Origin of the sequence: Bacillus sp. EU63 (assembly GCF_038592915.1) — a bacterium.
In the GTDB taxonomy this organism is placed as follows: domain Bacteria; phylum Bacillota; class Bacilli; order Bacillales; family Bacillaceae; genus Bacillus; species Bacillus velezensis.
Map to the genome: position 1 here is coordinate 1,212,024 of NZ_CP151944.1, position 16,193 is coordinate 1,228,216.

A 16,193-nucleotide genomic window follows, 5' to 3' on the forward strand; every position below is an offset into this window, starting at 1 on the left:
ATTTAGTTTTCCCTCCATTCAGCCGCGCCATCGCTTATATCTGCGATGTAAAAAGAAGCTTCAAGACCTGTCCTGCTGCGGTAGTGAGATGAAACGGCCCGGATAAAGCCGGCGGTTTCTTCACTTTCTACAATGGCTATGGCGCAGCCGCCGAACCCCGCGCCCGTCATCCGCGCTCCGAGTGCTCCTTCTTTCCAGGCTGCTTCAGCGAGCGCGTCTAATTCGTCACCGGTCACTTCATAATCATCGCGTAACGAACGGTGGGACGCATTCATCAGCTCGCCGAACGTTTTCAAATCATTCGATTTGAGAGCTTCCGCGGCTGAGAGGGTTCGCTCGTTTTCATTGACCGCGTGCCGGGCTCTTTTACACAAAGTTTCACAGGAGAGAAGGGATTCGAGTTCGTTGAATTCTTCTGCCGTCAATTCCGCAAGTGATGCGATATTCCGATATTGCCGCAGTTCCGAGAGAGCCTCGTCACATTCGCTGCGGCGTTCATTATATTTTGAAGCCGCCAGCTCCCGGCGCTTGTTCGTATTCATAATGACGATTTTATATCCGTTAAAAGCAGCCGGAATCATTTCGTGCTCAAGCTTATCGCAGTTTAACAGAATAGCCATGTTCTTTTTGCCTTTTTGCACTGCGAATTGATCCATAATGCCTGAATTCACGCCGATAAATTCATTTTCGACTCTTTTTCCGATAAGCGCCAGTTCAGTATCGGAAACATCCAGACTGAATAACTTCCTTAAAATGGAACCGGTTAACATTTCAATAGAAGCGGAGGAGCTTAAACCGGCTCCGTTTGGAATCGTACCGTGAAAAAGAATATCCATTCCGCTGTCTATTTGGCCGCCGGCTTTAAGAAGGTAATGGATCATCCCCTTCGGATAATTGGCCCAGCCGTCTTCTTTTTTGTATGCTGTGGCGGAAAGATCAAGGCAGACAATGCCGCTGTCAGGAAAGTTTTCTGAGTATAACCGGATCTGATGATCTCCGCGTTTTGCGCATACGGCATATGTTCCGATCGTAATCGCGCAGGGGAGAACGTGGCCGCCTATATAATCCGTATGTTCCCCGATCAGGTTGATCCGGCCGGGTGCGAAAAACAGTTCTCCGTTACTTCTCTTGAAAACGTCTTCGAATCTTAATTTCAAAAGTTTTGCATCCATGATAAACCCCCGATTCTATTTTGAGGTATGCTCCAGTATGAACTGAATGGCTTTTTGTGAATTTCTGGTGAGGCTGATATATTCCGCTCCTTTCGTTGCGATGAGTTTCACTTGCAGGCGATCCGCATCTTCTTTAATGTCATCGTAATAAGAGCCGACTTGCGGAGCCAAAATGATCATATCGAAGTCTTTCATGATGTCGTAATGGGAACCGTAGGCGCCTGCTGAGGCGGTAATCGGCACGTTATATTCTTCGGCTCCTTCTGTCAGTGCGTTCGCAAGCATGGCGCTCGTTCCCGCTCCGGCGCACAGCACTAACACATTGGTGCTGTGTTCCAAGGCGGATGAGGATTCCTGAAGATTTGTGCTGATGACGGAGGACGCGTCTTCTGAGGCGCCGGCCATGGCGGGCTGTCTCTCCCAGGCTTTTTGCGGCGCGCTTTCAGGCTCGGTGTGTTGGGCTTCTTTCGCCGCTAATACTTTGTCATAAGCTTTGCAGAATGGCAGGTATATCAGGAAATCGACAATGATTAATACAGCCGTCAGCACAAAAGCCGAGAGCCCCATGCCGGTTCCGAGAATCAAGCCGGCGGGCGCCGGAGTGGCCCACGGAAGAACATACATAAAACTGTTCATTCCGATAACATCCACAAAAAATTTAAACAGACAGACATTCACCATCGGCGTTACAACAAACGGAATGAAAAAATAAGGATTTAAAATGATCGGCGCAGCAAAGAGAAGAGGTTCGTTTACTGCGAAAGACACCGGAACTGCGGATGCTTTTCCGACTGCTTTCAATTGCTTGGATTTCGCGAAAAGCAGAAAGATAAACGGAACAACAAGGGTTGCGCCGGTCCCTCCCATTGTGCCGACGAAGTTCCCGAGTCCGACGGTCAGCACGTTGGACGCTTGCTCGCCGGCATTATGAAGCTGAAGATTCGCCTCCACATTTGCGTAAATAATAGCTGCGATGGCAGGTTCCACAATAGAAGGCCCGTGAACGCCGACAAACCAGAACAGCGCCATCATTCCCCAAATGACACAAATCCCAAGATAACCGTCTGCGGCGGTAAAAAACGGCGATAAGAGAGAGGAGAGAGCCTCTGCAAAAGATACGTTCAGCGTATTCCTGATCAATAAATCAACGATCACCATGGCCAAAACGGAAAAAGCGAACGGAAAAACATCTTTAAATGTTTGTGAAATGGTACCCGGCACTTCTTTAGGCATTTTAATCGTAATATTTTTCAGCACGCAGAATCTGTAAACGTTCACCGTTATGAAAGCGGATACAAAAGCGGCTAAAAGACCTTTTGTGCCGAGATATTCCGTGGAGAACCCGCCGTCGATTTGAGTGACGCTTAAAATGAGAAACCCGACGACTGAAGCAAGCATCGCTGAAACGGGGTTGATCCCTTTGTTTTTCGGCATTTTTCGGTTCATTGATTCACTCAGGCATTTCGCACTTGTTGCCGCAACGATCAGACCGAGGGCGCCCATTGAATAGTTATAAACTTTCCAAAGCCATTCAGAAACACTTTTAGGCCAAGTGAAACCCAACACTTCCGGCACAGCGGCGGTGAGGATGAAAATGCTGGCGAATAAAATAACAGGCATGGCAGTTAAGAAGCCGTCGCGGATCGCGCCTAAATAAATGTTTCTTGAGATTTTTTCGAAAAACGGTTTTCCCTTTTCGATTTGCTTGATGATACCGTTCATTTTTCCACTCCTTATCGGCGGCTTCGGTAGAGTTCTATAAAATCCTGAATAAGATCACGGAGCAAAAGGGTTGTCATCAAGTGGTCCTGACCGTGAACGAAAATAAACCCTAATTCCATGTCCTTGCCGTCAGCTTCTTCAGCTAACATTTTCGTTTGCGCATTGTGGGCGAGGGTTAAATTTTCATCGGCGCTTTTCAATGCTGCTTCCGTGTTTTCGAAGTTTCCGCCACGGACTTCTTTCAGGACTTTCAATAAAGTGCTTCTGGCGTCGCCGGCATAGGCGACGATTTCAAAACCGAGCATCTGCAATTCTTCCTTTGTCATGAAAAAACCTCCTAAAGATGGCACACATGATGAAAAGATACTCTTTTCACCATGTATGATCGTTAAATGATTGTTTTTGTTTCACTTACAAGTTTGTACCAGTAGGCCGATTCTTTCGGATACCGTTTTTGGGTGTCGAAGTCGACGTAAAAAAGACCGTAACGTTTGTTGTAGCCGTTGGTCCATGAAAATAAATCCATTAAGGACCATAAGAAGTACCCCTTTACATTGACTCCGTCGGTAATCGCTTTACTGACGGCTTCTAAATATACTTTTAAATAGTCGATTCTTGCCTTATCCATAATGATGCCGTCTTCAAACTCATCTTTATAGCCCATGCCGTTTTCGGTAATGTAAATTTTGTTATATTGCGGATAGTCCCGTTTGATGCGCATCAGCATGTCATACATGCCTTCAGGATAGATGAGCCAGTCCCAATCGGTCCGCTTCAGGCCTTCTTTGTAAATTCGTTCGCCGATTCCTTTTACTTTATAGACCGAAGTGCCCTTATCGCCCGTTCCGTTATGGTGAATAACGGTTTCTCCGTCGTACGCTTTGACGAAATGGCATTGATAATGATTGATGCCGAGATAATCATTGCGCGTCGAGGCTTTTTTCATCACGTCAAAGTCACTGTCTGAAAACTCGTATGAAGCGCCGTTTGCCTCACAGATTTCATCCAGAGCCCGCATGGTTTCCTCAGAATAATAGCCAAGGTAGGTGGCATCGAGGAGGAATCTCACTGATAACGCGTCATCCAGAAAACAGGCGTGGCGGTCTTCTTCTGTGCCGCTGGCGGGATATTTTGTTTCCAATGAGTGGACGACCCCGATTTCTCCCGGATAACCGCCGTCTTTAAAAAGATTGACGGTCATCGCATGCGCTACCATCATGTGATGGAGGCATTGAATGACTTTTGTGATATCACTTTTAACAGATGGCGGGAAAACCCCGAGTAAATACTGGTTGGTGGCTGTGGGATAAATTTCGTTAAACGTGCTCCAATATCTGATTTCGCTGAATTCTTTAAAGCAAAACTCCGCATAGCTGACGAACGCTTCTATTGCAGCGCGGTTGAGGAAATCTCCCTGATCAAATAATCCTTTCGGTGTATCGAAATGATGCAGCGTGACAAAAGGGGTGACGCTGCGTTTATGGCACTCTGAGAAAATACGATGATAGTAATCAACACCTTCCTGATTGATTTTGCCCGTGCCGTCAGGAAAAATTCTCGTCCAGGCTATAGAAAGGCGGATGCCGTTTATTCCGAATTTTTCACATAGTTTAATATCTTCCGGAAACTGGCGGTAAAAATCACTTGCCGGATCAGGGCTGAATCTTCCCTGTTTTTCAAGAAATTCATCCCAGGCCACAGGCCCTTTGCCGCCTTCTTTTGTGGCGCCTTCCGCTTGATATGCCGCAGTCGCTCCGCCGAAAATAAAGTCATGAGGTAATTTGAGCATTACTGAATCCTCCTTCGCCAATGTGTGAATTGGAGTTTGTTAATGTTTGTAATTGTTATCTTTTGTTTAATAGTAAACGCATACATTTTTGTTGTCAATAGCTTCATAAAGAAATAACATCTGTATTTATAGGGGTTATGTAAGTTTGTCGTTGTTTTATATGTTAATTATGTTGTTTGTTAGTGTTTGTTTTTGTTGACCGGATTGCCGCAGTATGTTAGATTGTGTGTAAAGTTGAGGGGATGATTGAACATGTTAAAAAAAGAGCGGCTTTTAAAAATCATCGATATTGTAAACTCGCGGGGGTTTATTACGGTGAGTGATATTATCGATGAACTGGAAGTTTCTGATATGACAGTGAGAAGAGATCTGGACGAGCTGGATAAGGCCGGAAAAATCGTACGTATTCACGGAGGCGCACAGAGCATATCTTATTCCATTGATCACGAATTATCGCATAATGAAAAACTGGGTGTTCAAATGGAGGAGAAGGGGAAGATCGCGGAACTCGCAGCTTCCTATGTAAATGACGGCGATACCGTTTTTTTAGGGCCCGGCACGACGATTGAACTTTTAGCCAAACACCTGCTGCATAAGCGAATCAGGATTATCACAAACAACTATCCCGTATTTGATATTTTGAAACATGGCGACATTGCGGATACCATCCTGATTGGAGGCGACTTCCGAAAAAATACCGGTGCCTTCGTCGGCCCCATCGTGAACGGCAATCTGCAGAAATTCAATTTTACGAAAGCTTTCATCAGCGCAAACGGCATACATAATGATGAGATTTCTTCTTACAGCATTGAAGAAGGGGAAGCCCATCAAATCGCGCTGAATAATTCGCGGACGAAATTTTTGCTGGCGGATAATAAAAAATTCAACCGGGAAGATTTTTACGTGTTCTATAACTTGCATGATATGGATTATCTGATTACGGATGATAAAGTGATGAAAGATGTTCAAATTCATTACGAGCAATATGTAGATGTCAAAATCGCAAAAAAATAAAAAAGGCGGGCGGTTCGATGAAAGGGGTTATTTTTGATTTCAACGGCACGATGTTTCAAGATTCGTATCTGCACGAAAAAGCATGGTTTTTCATGGTGAAAAAATACGGGCCGAAAACCATTTCTGATGAAGACATTTTCGTTAACATTCACGGGAGAACAAACAGTGAAATCCTGACGTATTTTATTTCCGGCGATTTAACAAATGAAGAAATCGAGAAGCTGTCTTTTGAAAAAGAAGCCTACTACAGAGAATTATGCCTTGAAAACAAAGATGAGTTAAAGCTGACGAAGGGACTGACCGGCGTATTGAACCATCTGAAAAAATCAGAAACGCCAATGACCATTGCCACGGCTACGGTAAAGGAAAATGTCGAGTTTTACTTTGACGTCTTTCAGTTGGATCGGTGGTTTGATTTTGACAAAGTCACGTTTGATGACGGGAGCTTCCCCGGAAAACCGGCGCCGGATATTTTTCTCATCGCATCGGAAAAGTTAGGCCTCAAACCTGAAGATTGCTTAGTCATTGAAGATGCCTTTTCGGGGCTCACAGCGGCGAAAAAAGCAGGTGCAGGCAAGATTATGGCCATTGACCCGCTCGGAAAAAACCGCGCGCTATTTGAAGAAAAGCAGCTGGCGGATGACGGGATACTGACAGATTTCACCTCGTTTTTTGAGGTGATTGCCGGACATTCTGTTTGAGAGATCAGCCGGTTTTTTATGCCGATATGGCTGTACAGGCTGCGGACTCCGTTCGCAACACGGGATGTTTTTGTGTTCGGCGGTGTCTGCTTCTCGTGAAGAAAGGGGGTTCGCTTTTTAATCGGAGTCACTTTTAAGACAGGGGTATCCCTGTTTTTTTAAATTCCTCGTATTTACAAACAAGCGCGTTTATATGTTTCACGATAAAATCCTGAGCATACAAGAAAACCAGCCATCCTGTAAGTCCAAGCCCTGATGCGGCAATGAAAGACAGTGAATGGCGAAGGGCGATGCCGATAATGACCAGCATAATGACTGTAGAGGGGATGCCGGAAGCCACGCTGAATGCAAAATGACTTAATGTCTCCTTCGTTTCGCCTTGGATGTACAGCCAAATCATGCTCAGCATACTGACAATTGGTAAAGCCGCTATAATACCTCCATAACTCGGGCTTCTTCTTGATATTTCAGTGATAACCCCAATAATAGCAGCGGAGACAATGATTTTAACGATCGTAAACATCTTCAGCACGCTCCTTCATCAAACTGAATGCTTTTAAGACAAGTGTTCGTTCTTCATTATTCATGTTGTCAAAAAGAAGCTGTTTAAGCTTTTCTTCATCAAGACCGGAATGCCGGTAAAGGACATCCGCCCCCAAACTGGTAAGTTTTAAAATGACTTTCCTCTCATCTTCAACACTTCTGGTTTTATAAACATACTTTTTCTTCAGTAACCGCTTTATATGTTCCGAAGCGGTATTATGCGATACTTGAATCGCTCCGGCAATGTCTTTTATTCCGACTGCCTTCTCTTTTTGAATGACTTGCAGAATCCGTACACCTTGGTGAGTGATTTTTTCATGGTGCTGATAACGGAGCCGATAGTAAATATCTGTCCAGAGGTCATTTAATCGTATAATTTCGTTAGACATCATAAGCCACCTTTTATCGTTTATTAAGATTATATCTTATATTACGATATATTTTCGCGGATTGAAAGCAATTTTTGAGCATGAGGGAGCGGCATTCGTTCTGTTTTTAGAAGATTGGAAGAGACAAGCGGCCGCAGCTTCAACGAATAAACTTATTTAATATACTCTCAATAAGTCATTTTCCTTATTTTAAGAAACGGCAGCTTAATACCTTCCGCATATAAATAAGAGCACTGACAATATGATAAAGAACCAAAGTATATATTCAAATGCAGTTTTTTTCAGCAGGGCAGTCCTGTGCTGATTGAAAAAGATACGGGGGATAAAAAGCGGGTAAGAAGATAAGGAAAGGAGAGAGACGGATGGAACTTGATTTTGTGATTCGTCTGGCGGTTGCGGGTCTGCTTGGGGCTCTTATTGGATTGGAGAGAGAATTCAGGGCGAAGGAAGCCGGTTTGAGGACGCATTTTTTAGTGGCCGTCGGCAGCGCCTTGATGATGATCGTTTCCAAATACGGCTTTTTTGATTTGTTATCCAACAGCCATACGTCCTTTGATCCGAGCCGGGTGGCGGCGCAGGTCGTCAGCGGTGTCGGATTTTTAGGAGCCGGCACGATTATTTTGCAGCGGCATGTCGTGCGGGGGCTTACGACGGCAGCGGGGATTTGGGCTACGTCGGGGATCGGGCTGACGATCGGGGCAGGTATGTATGTCATCGGCATCAGCGGCACGATTTTGGCGTTAATCGGGCTTGAACTGTTAAATTTTCTGTTTAAACCGGCGGCGCATTCTTTGTCTGTCAGTTTCAGGATTGAAGAGAAAGCCGTCATGCATGATATTTTAACTTCTCTTGAGGAAAAAGGAATTCTGATTACGTCCTATGAATTGAATAAGGCGGTGCTTGAAGTGAAGGGAAGGGTGAAAAGCAAAAGCGGGAAAGCAGCGGTATTGGAGAAAGTTCAAGCCCTCCCGTATATTCTGTCGGTCAAAGTTGAATAGCAGACAGGGGAAGCCTCCTGTCTGCAGTCATTTCTTTTCAAACATTAATACCAAGGATAGAACGGGATATACGGCCGCGGATAGTATGGGTATGGTCTGGGGTAATAATAAGGCGGCCGCGGATAGTATGGATATGGTCTGGGGTAATAATAAGGCGGCCGCGGATAATGATATGGCACCCGTTCGTGGCTCTCGGCTGTGTATTCATGATCGAAAGGATCGTACAAGAGGAAAACCTCCTTTTCAAATGTTGGTTCCGTTTACCTTATTCCTGTATGCCCGGTACGGTGTATGTACAACGGGCAAAAAAAAGACGCCGGTTATCATCCGGCATCTTTTTTTACACTTTCACATCAATTGAATGGCCGGCAGTCGGGTGCTGGGACGGCAGCATTTTCACTGTTTCTTCCGCCGCAGCCTGTGCATGCTGCATGACCGTTTTTGTTAAAGCGATATTTACATTCTGCGCCAGAGATGCCTGATGCATTGCGATTGATAACGCAGGGATATCCATAGCTTCCACCTCCTTATCCCTTCATATCGGCGGCGTGCTCCGATTATGAAGAGGGCTGGCGGTTTCTTTTTACGGCCCATTCTAAAAGTGCGGCAGCGCATACCCCGAGGGTATAGGCGAAAATGTCACTCCAGACAAATTGCCAGCCGAGGATCAGCCCGCCGAGCGTGCTGCTTCTGATCGCGTCAATCCACGGCGCGTGATACAGCTGGCTGCATTCAATCAGAAAGCAAAACGAGAGGCTCAAAATTGCGGCTGTTTCCGTCCGGATGTGCCGAAACAAAAGCCCGAATCCTGTAAAAATCATGGCCGCCCACAGGGCATCTCCTAAATAAGCGTTTATGATGCCGGGCAATAGGGCGGTGATGTATGCGGTTCTGGACAGCAAACCGAGGGCGATGATAAAAACGGTACATATTCCGTATGTCAATGGATGTCTATTCACTTCACACTGTTCCCCTTTTTTTGTACTCCCATGTATTGTAAGGAACGACGGAGAAGCTGTCTATGAAAAAAACGGCCCGGAAGGCCGCTTTTTTTGCGTTATCTGGCTTTTAGGTTGACATGATCTGCTTTTTGATCACTGCCGATGACGAAGCGGAGCTCATACTGCCCCGTATGGTAGACGTAATCTGTTTCGCCCGTTTTTGGCACTGTCAGGATTTTGTCAGCGCTGCCGATTTGTTTGCTTAAGACGTCAGGTGTGACGCTGCCGAGGTTTAAGCGCCGCTCGACCCCCGTTCCGAAATAGCGTATTTCCGAGATTTTTCCGTTTTTATGATAGGAAAATCCGTAGCCGGGGTTTCCCATGTTCCAGCTGTATAAATCAAATGGATTGCGGCTGTCTGCTTTTTGTTCCGGCTCGCCGATTTTATTGTAAACGTCCTGTCTTGTGCTTTGGTTGATTTTCAGGCCTTTCACATTTTGCGGCATTTCCCCTTTAAATGCCGATTGGTAAAGGCTGTTCACCAGTTCTTGTGCACGCTGGTTTTCCGTTTTTGAAGCGGCTGCGGCATGGACGGGCTGTGTATCCGAAAATGCTTCTGCTCCGAAAGCGCATCCCGTGAGCATCACGTGACGAGTGTTTTTTTCTTCAACATGTGAACGCCTCCTTTTTACCGCTCATACCCGTATGTTTCCTGAGATAAACCAGATGTTTTAGTGAAAGGCCGGTTGGGAATCATAGAGGATGTATAGAGGGGTACAGAAAGGGGAAAAGAAAATGGCTGATACAAAGAAAGTTACAATCAATGGGGTTGAAATGGAAGCGCCGGACGGCCAAACCGTTTTGCAGCTTTTGAACAATAGTTCAATTGACGTGCCGCACGTGTGTTATCACCCGAGTCTCGGGCCGATTGAAACGTGCGATACCTGTATCGTCAATGTTAACGGGGAACTGGTGCGTTCGTGTTCCGCGCAAATAAAGGACGGAGATGTCATCGATACGCTTTCGTCCGATGTGAAAAAAGCGCAGGTTATCGGCATGGACAACATTTTGCACAACCATGAATTGTACTGCACGGTCTGTGATTACAACAATGGGAGCTGCGAAGTACATAATACTGTAAAGGAAATGAAAATCAATCATCAAAGCATTCCGTTCGATCAAAAACCGTATCCTAAAGATGAATCAAATCCGTTTTACCGATATGATCCCGATCAGTGCATTTTGTGCGGACGCTGCGTCGAAGCCTGTCAGGACGTACAGGTAACCGAAACGTTAAGCATTGATTGGGAGCGGAAACGCCCGCGGGTCATTTGGGATCAGGATGTGCCGATCAATGAATCATCATGTGTTTCCTGCGGACATTGTTCGACGGTATGTCCGTGCAATGCCATGATGGAAAAAGGCATGGAAGGCGAAGCTGGGTATTTAACAGGCATTAACCAAGAGACGCTTCGGCCGATGATTGACATCACAAAAGGCGTCGAAACCGGATACGGATCAATTTTAGCCATATCGGATATGGAATCGGCCATGCGGGATGAAAGAATCAAGAAAACGAAAACCGTATGCACATACTGCGGTGTCGGCTGCAGTTTTGATATATGGACGAAAGGAAGAGACATTTTAAAGGTCGAGCCTCAGGCTGAGGCGCCCGCAAATGGAATTTCGACGTGTGTGAAAGGGAAATTCGGCTGGGATTTCGTCAATAGTGAAAAGCGCCTTACCAAACCGCTTATCCGGGAAGGAGACTCGTTTCGGGAGGCGGAATGGGATGAAGCGCTGCAGCTGATCGCTGATAAATTTACCGATATAAAAGAACATTTCGGCCCGGACGCTCTTGCTTTTATCACATCTTCCAAATGCACGAATGAAGAATCATACGCGATGCAGAAGCTTGCAAGAGCCGTTATCGGAACAAATAATGTCGACAACTGCTCACGCTACTGCCAGTCTCCCGCCACGGCCGGATTGTTCAGAACGGTCGGATACGGCGGCGATTCAGGATCAATTACAGATATAGAAAAAGCTGAGCTCGTGCTGATTATCGGTTCAAATACATCTGAGTCTCACCCCGTCTTGTCCACACGCATTAAACGTTCTCATAAGCTGCACGGACAGAAGCTCGTCGTCGCTGACTTGCGAAAACATGAAATGGCCGAGCGCTCCGACGTGTTTTTCCAGCCGCGTGCCGGATCAGATATTGTCTGGCTGAATGCCGTATCGAAATATCTGCTTGATCACGATTTGGCGGATACTGCATTTCTGAAGGAGAGAGTGAACGGATTAGATGAATTCGTGAAAAGCCTTGAACCTTATACGATGGAATATGCGGAGAAACATACCGGTGTGGACAAGGATACCTTAATCAAAGTGGCCCGGATGATTCATGAAGCCAAAAGTGTATGCGCACTGTGGGCGATGGGGGTCACCCAGCATATCGGAGGAAGTGATACGAGCACGGCCATTTCCAACATGCTTCTTGTGACCGGAAATTACGGCAAGCCCGGCGCAGGCTCATATCCGCTTCGGGGCCATAATAACGTGCAGGGAGCCAGTGATTTCGGCAGTATGCCTGACAGCTTCCCCGGCTATGAAAAAGTAACGGATGAAAAAGCCCGCAAAAAGTATGAACAGGGTTGGGGAACAGACCTGCCGAAAGAAATCGGAATGACAAATCATGAAATGATCGAAGGCATCCACTCAGGAAAACTGAAGTCCATGTACTTAAAAGGAGAAGAAATGGGGCTTGTCGACTCCAATATCAACCATGTTCATGCCGCATTTGAAAAGCTTGATTTCTTCGTTGTGCAGGATATCTTTCTTTCGCGTACGGCCGAGTTCGCCGATGTCGTGCTTCCGGCAAGCCCGAGCCTTGAAAAAGAAGGGACGTTTACGAATACGGAACGGAGGGTGCAGCGCCTTTACGAAGTGTTTGAACCGCTGGGCGATTCAAAGCCTGATTGGCAGATTATTACGGACATCGCCAACCGTCTGGGCGCTGATTGGCACTATGAACATCCGGCAGACATTATGGAAGAAGCGGCAATGCTTTCGCCGCTCTACGCAGGCGTCACTTACGAACGTCTCGAAGGCTACAATTCACTGCAATGGCCGGTTGCAGCGGACGGAACCGATTCACCGCTTTTATTTACGGATAAGTTCCCGTTTTCAGACGGCAAAGCGATTTTATATCCCGTTCAGTGGACCGAGCCGAAAGAATTTGGTGAAGAATATGATATCCATGTGAATAACGGGCGGCTGCTCGAGCATTTTCACGAAGGAAATCTGACTTACCGATCAAAAGGAATATCCGAAAAAACACCGAGTGTGTTCCTTGAGGTCTCGCCCGAACTCGCCGAAGAAAGAGGGCTGGAAGACGGAACGCTTGTCCGTCTGACATCACCGTACGGAAATGTGAAAGTCAAATGCGTCATTACAGACAGGGTAAAAGGCAAACAAGTCTATCTCCCGATGAACGATTCAAAAGACGCCGCCATTAACCTTTTGACAAGCAGCTATGCGGATAAGGATACCGATACACCGGCTTATAAAGAAACATCAGCGAAGATGGAGATTTTGAAAAAAGAAGGCGTTAATCCGCTTCCGAAAATCAATTTCCGTTACGGAAACCCGCAGCCGCAGATCGGTGTCCGGGTTGAGCGGAAATGGGCGCGTAAAGATTATGTATTTCCGGGAGACGCCGTAAAAAGGGGGAAACAGCAAAATGGCTAAAGCAATCAGCGGCATCCGAAAACAGACCGTCACAGAAGAAGACAAACGAAAAAAGGACTTAGAAGAGATCGAGACGGCTCTTTTACGAAATAAAGACGCGATTTTGGAATCTCTGCACATTCTTCAGCACATGAACGAGCGCGGCGTTTTGGCGCTTCTGCGCGGGCTCTTCGGCCAGGGAGACAAAGTGATGGATATCCTGGTGAAGAAGGCGAATACTCCGGAAACGGCCAATATGCTGAAAAATCTCCTGCTGTTAAGCGGCGTTCTCGGCATGCTCGATGTAAAACAGCTTGAGCCGTTTATCGTTAAAATCAATGCGGGCGTCACAAAGGCCGTCGAGGAAAAAGACAGCGGCAGGAAGACGGGGTATTTTGATATCGTCCGCGCTTTAAAAGACCCGGAAATCAACAAGGCCGTCACTCTGCTGTTTTCTTTCCTGAAAGGCATGGGCGCTGATACGGACGATATGGAAAGAAATACGCAGCCTCCTGAAGACCAAAAGCAGCACCAGAAACCGCAGACGAATGAGTGAACATATCTCCCGAGCCTGGCCGAAGGCTCGGGTTTTTTGTGCGCTTCTGCTGTTTTCTTGGGAGAAATTTCACCTCCGGATTTATGACTTTTGTTGTGTTATGTTAATAGTTCAGGTTATGAATAGAAAAAAATTGAAAATATGTGCTAGGATAAAATTCAAGGTACGTCAACTATTCAAATATGAAACAATCAGGAGTGATGAAACATGAGTAAGCTGAGGAGCACGAGACAAGCCATCCAAAGAACCCTGATGAAAGGAAAAAACGGCCTGGACGTATACAACCCTTTTCCTTGGTATGAAAAAATGAGACGGGAAAGCCCTATATACTTTGATGAAGAAACGAAGGTTTGGAGTGTGTTTTTATACGATGATGTCAAAAAAGTCATCAGTGATAAAGAGACGTTCTCAAGCCGCATGACTGATGTGAAAAGCTCGATTGCAAAGTCCATGCTGAATATGGACCCGCCGAAACATACCCAAATCAGATCTGCCGTCAATCGCGCTTTCACTCCCCGCGTCTTGAAGGAATGGGAGCCGAGAATTAAAGACATTACCGATCATCTCCTGAAACAGGCAAAGAACAAAGGGCGGATTGATATCGTTAAAGATCTCTCTTACCCTTTGCCGGTCATGGTGATTTCAGAATTATTAGGCGTTCCGTCCGAACGTATGGATCAGTTTAAAAAATGGTCGGATATTCTCGTCAGCATGCCGAAAGATGCGAGTCCTGAAGCGGCGGAGAAAAATCAGCAGGAACGTGACCAATGTGAGGCGGAGCTGGCGGCGTTTTTTGCGGGAATAATAGAAAGCAAACGAAAACAGCCCGGCCAAGATATTATTTCTATTTTGATAAAAGAGGAAGAAGAGGGAGAGAAGCTCACGCCAGAAGATCTGATCCCGTTTTGCAACCTGCTTTTAGTGGCGGGAAATGAAACAACGACTAATCTCATTTCAAATGCGGTTTACAGCATATTAGAGACGCCCGGCCTTTATGAAGAGCTGAGACAGGACCCTTCTCTCATCGCGCAAACGGTGGAAGAAACGCTGCGTTTTCGCGCTCCCGCTCCGTTTGTCAGAAGGACGGTCCGGCACGACACTGAGCTGCGCGGACGCCGCTTGAAAAGCGGGGAGATCGTTCTCTGCTATGTTGCATCTGCCAACCGTGATGAAAACAAATTTGAGAAGGCGGGCGTATTTGATATTCATCGCCAATCGAATCCGCACCTTTCCTTCGGATTCGGCGTACACTTCTGCTTAGGCGCTCCGCTTGCCAGACTTGAAGCGGAAGCCGCGCTGAAAGGAATTGTAAAAACCTTTTCACACCTTGAGCCCGTCCGGATTGAGCCGATCCGAAACAGTGTCATGTACGGGCTGGAGTCTTTAGAAGCGGAGATAAACGAAAATGAAGGAGAAGAAAAAAGATGAGAAAAACACACATCGCCATTATTAATGTGGCCGCTCACGGTCATGTCAATCCCACGCTGCCTGTGGCCGAGGAACTTGTCAATCGCGGGTATAAAGTGACATTCGCTACGACTGAGGAATTTGAAGCTTCCGTTGCCAAAACGGGTGCTATTCCCGTTTTATACCGCACAAGCATAAAGGCGGACCCGAAGACGATAAAAGAACGGGTAAATAAAAGTGACGCGTTTGTAATGTTTCTGGAAGAAGCGGTTGAAGTGCTTCCGCAGCTGGAAGAGCTGTACAAAGACGACCTTCCTGACATCGTCCTGTTTGATTTTTTAGCGCTTGCCGGAAAATTGTTTGCGGATAATGGCGGCATCCCGGCCGTAAAGTTCTGCCCGAGCTATGCAATGAATGAGTATTTTCAATTAGGAAGAGACGAAGAAACGATGGAAGCGGCCAAACAGGCGATAGAAGAATATCAGGAGAAAATTGAAAATGAACAAGTGAAACGGATGACAATGGAAGAATTTTTCATGCCTGAAAAATTGAATATCGTCTTTATGCCAAGGGCCTTTCAGCCGAAACAGGAAACCTTTGATGAACGATTCTGTTTTGCGGGTCCGTCTCTTGGAGAACGCACAAATACGGGAAGTCTGGAAATTGATGCAGCCGATGACCGTCCGCTTATGCTCATCTCACTGGGAACGGCGTTTAACGCCTGGCCTGAATTTTACCGGATGTGTATTGACGCGTTTCGGGACTCGGACTGGCGGGTTATTATGTCAGTCGGCACAACAATTGATCCGGAAAGTTTTTCGGATGTGCCCGATCACTTTATCATCCGCCAGCACGTTCCGCAGCTTGATGTGCTGGAGAAAGCAAAGCTGTTCGTATCTCACGGCGGGATGAACAGTACAATGGAGGCGATGAATGCGGGTGTTCCGCTCGTTGTCGTTCCGCAAATGCACGAACAAGAGGTTACCGCAAAGCGTGTGGATGAATTGGGGCTTGGCGTGCATCTGCCCCCGAAAGAAGTCACTGTGGCCCGTCTGCAAAAAGACGTTCAGAACGTATACGGCGATAAAAACATCCTCAGCCGCGTGAAAAGCATGCAGGAGAAAATAAAAGAAACCGGCGGCCCCAAACAGGCTGTTTGCGCCATTGAAGAATTTTTGGAAAAGGCGTCCGTCGAAAATTGATTAGGAAAACAGGCAGCACCGGACGGC

General features: G+C 46.4%; 16 protein-coding genes. 7 read left to right on the plus strand and 9 right to left on the minus strand.

Annotated elements, in window-relative coordinates:
• Positions 1-2 precede the first annotated feature (2 nt).
• The 4 genes from NYE38_RS06305 to lacG form a co-directional block, all read right to left on the minus strand.
• Positions 3-1,172, minus strand: a complete 1,170-nt coding sequence (locus NYE38_RS06305; RefSeq protein ID WP_025649613.1) for a galactokinase — start codon at positions 1,170-1,172, stop codon at positions 3-5.
• A 15-nt stretch (positions 1,173-1,187) separates the two neighbouring features.
• On the minus strand, positions 1,188-2,894 hold the full coding sequence (locus NYE38_RS06310; RefSeq protein ID WP_063636835.1) for a PTS lactose transporter subunit IIBC: 1,707 nt from the start codon (positions 2,892-2,894) through the stop codon (positions 1,188-1,190).
• Between the two features lie 11 nt (positions 2,895-2,905).
• The gene (locus NYE38_RS06315; protein ID WP_063636834.1) at positions 2,906-3,220 is read right to left on the minus strand and encodes a PTS lactose/cellobiose transporter subunit IIA; all 315 of its coding nucleotides are present in this window, start codon (positions 3,218-3,220) and stop codon (positions 2,906-2,908) included.
• Positions 3,221-3,282: 62 nt separating this feature from the next.
• Positions 3,283-4,683 carry a 6-phospho-beta-galactosidase gene (lacG, locus tag NYE38_RS06320; protein WP_063636833.1) on the minus strand — a complete coding sequence of 467 codons (1,401 nt, stop codon included), beginning with the start codon at positions 4,681-4,683 and terminating at the stop codon, positions 3,283-3,285.
• 252 nt (positions 4,684-4,935) lie between these two features.
• Between lacG and NYE38_RS06325 the strand changes: the two genes are divergently transcribed.
• Both NYE38_RS06325 and NYE38_RS06330 read left to right on the plus strand, forming a co-directional pair.
• Positions 4,936-5,697 carry a DeoR/GlpR family DNA-binding transcription regulator gene (locus NYE38_RS06325; protein WP_017417571.1) on the plus strand — a complete coding sequence of 254 codons (762 nt, stop codon included), beginning with the start codon at positions 4,936-4,938 and terminating at the stop codon, positions 5,695-5,697.
• 17 nt (positions 5,698-5,714) lie between these two features.
• Positions 5,715-6,398 (plus strand): HAD family phosphatase, encoded by a 684-nt coding sequence (locus NYE38_RS06330; protein WP_017417572.1) that lies wholly within the window; start codon positions 5,715-5,717, stop codon positions 6,396-6,398.
• A 133-nt stretch (positions 6,399-6,531) separates the two neighbouring features.
• Here NYE38_RS06330 and NYE38_RS06335 read toward each other — a convergent pair whose 3' ends face one another.
• Positions 6,532-6,921, minus strand: coding sequence for a DUF3147 family protein (locus NYE38_RS06335; RefSeq protein ID WP_017417573.1), 390 nt, complete (start codon positions 6,919-6,921; stop codon positions 6,532-6,534).
• On the minus strand, positions 6,905-7,330 hold the full coding sequence (locus NYE38_RS06340) for a MarR family transcriptional regulator (protein WP_063636830.1): 426 nt from the start codon (positions 7,328-7,330) through the stop codon (positions 6,905-6,907). Before NYE38_RS06340 ends, NYE38_RS06335 begins: the two co-directional genes overlap by 17 nt.
• Positions 7,331-7,692: 362 nt before the next feature.
• On the opposite strand from NYE38_RS06340, the gene NYE38_RS06345 reads away from it, so the two are divergent.
• Positions 7,693-8,328 carry an MgtC/SapB family protein gene (locus NYE38_RS06345; protein WP_063636829.1) on the plus strand — a complete coding sequence of 212 codons (636 nt, stop codon included), beginning with the start codon at positions 7,693-7,695 and terminating at the stop codon, positions 8,326-8,328.
• 340 nt (positions 8,329-8,668) lie between these two features.
• Here NYE38_RS06345 and NYE38_RS06350 read toward each other — a convergent pair whose 3' ends face one another.
• The 3 genes from NYE38_RS06350 to NYE38_RS06360 form a co-directional block, all read right to left on the minus strand.
• Positions 8,669-8,842 carry a YjfB family protein gene (locus tag NYE38_RS06350; protein ID WP_012117340.1) on the minus strand — a complete coding sequence of 58 codons (174 nt, stop codon included), beginning with the start codon at positions 8,840-8,842 and terminating at the stop codon, positions 8,669-8,671.
• Between the two features lie 43 nt (positions 8,843-8,885).
• Positions 8,886-9,287 carry a DUF2809 domain-containing protein gene (locus tag NYE38_RS06355; RefSeq protein WP_063636828.1) on the minus strand — a complete coding sequence of 134 codons (402 nt, stop codon included), beginning with the start codon at positions 9,285-9,287 and terminating at the stop codon, positions 8,886-8,888.
• A gap of 98 nt (positions 9,288-9,385) precedes the next feature.
• On the minus strand, positions 9,386-9,913 hold the full coding sequence (locus NYE38_RS06360; RefSeq protein WP_065180416.1) for a YjgB family protein: 528 nt from the start codon (positions 9,911-9,913) through the stop codon (positions 9,386-9,388).
• A 151-nt stretch (positions 9,914-10,064) separates the two neighbouring features.
• Between NYE38_RS06360 and fdhF the strand changes: the two genes are divergently transcribed.
• From fdhF to NYE38_RS06380, 4 genes are all read left to right on the plus strand, one after another.
• Complete coding sequence (gene fdhF / locus NYE38_RS06365) at positions 10,065-13,022, plus strand: formate dehydrogenase subunit alpha (RefSeq protein WP_063636826.1); 2,958 nt, start codon at positions 10,065-10,067, stop codon at positions 13,020-13,022.
• Entirely contained in the window at positions 13,015-13,557 is a 543-nt protein-coding gene (locus tag NYE38_RS06370) for a DUF1641 domain-containing protein (protein WP_012117344.1), read from the plus strand. Before fdhF ends, NYE38_RS06370 begins: the two co-directional genes overlap by 8 nt.
• Positions 13,558-13,764: 207 nt before the next feature.
• The gene (locus NYE38_RS06375) at positions 13,765-14,985 is read left to right on the plus strand and encodes a cytochrome P450 (RefSeq protein WP_063636825.1); all 1,221 of its coding nucleotides are present in this window, start codon (positions 13,765-13,767) and stop codon (positions 14,983-14,985) included.
• On the plus strand, positions 14,982-16,166 hold the full coding sequence (locus NYE38_RS06380; protein ID WP_063636824.1) for a macrolide family glycosyltransferase: 1,185 nt from the start codon (positions 14,982-14,984) through the stop codon (positions 16,164-16,166). Before NYE38_RS06375 ends, NYE38_RS06380 begins: the two co-directional genes overlap by 4 nt.
• Positions 16,167-16,193 lie beyond the last annotated feature (27 nt).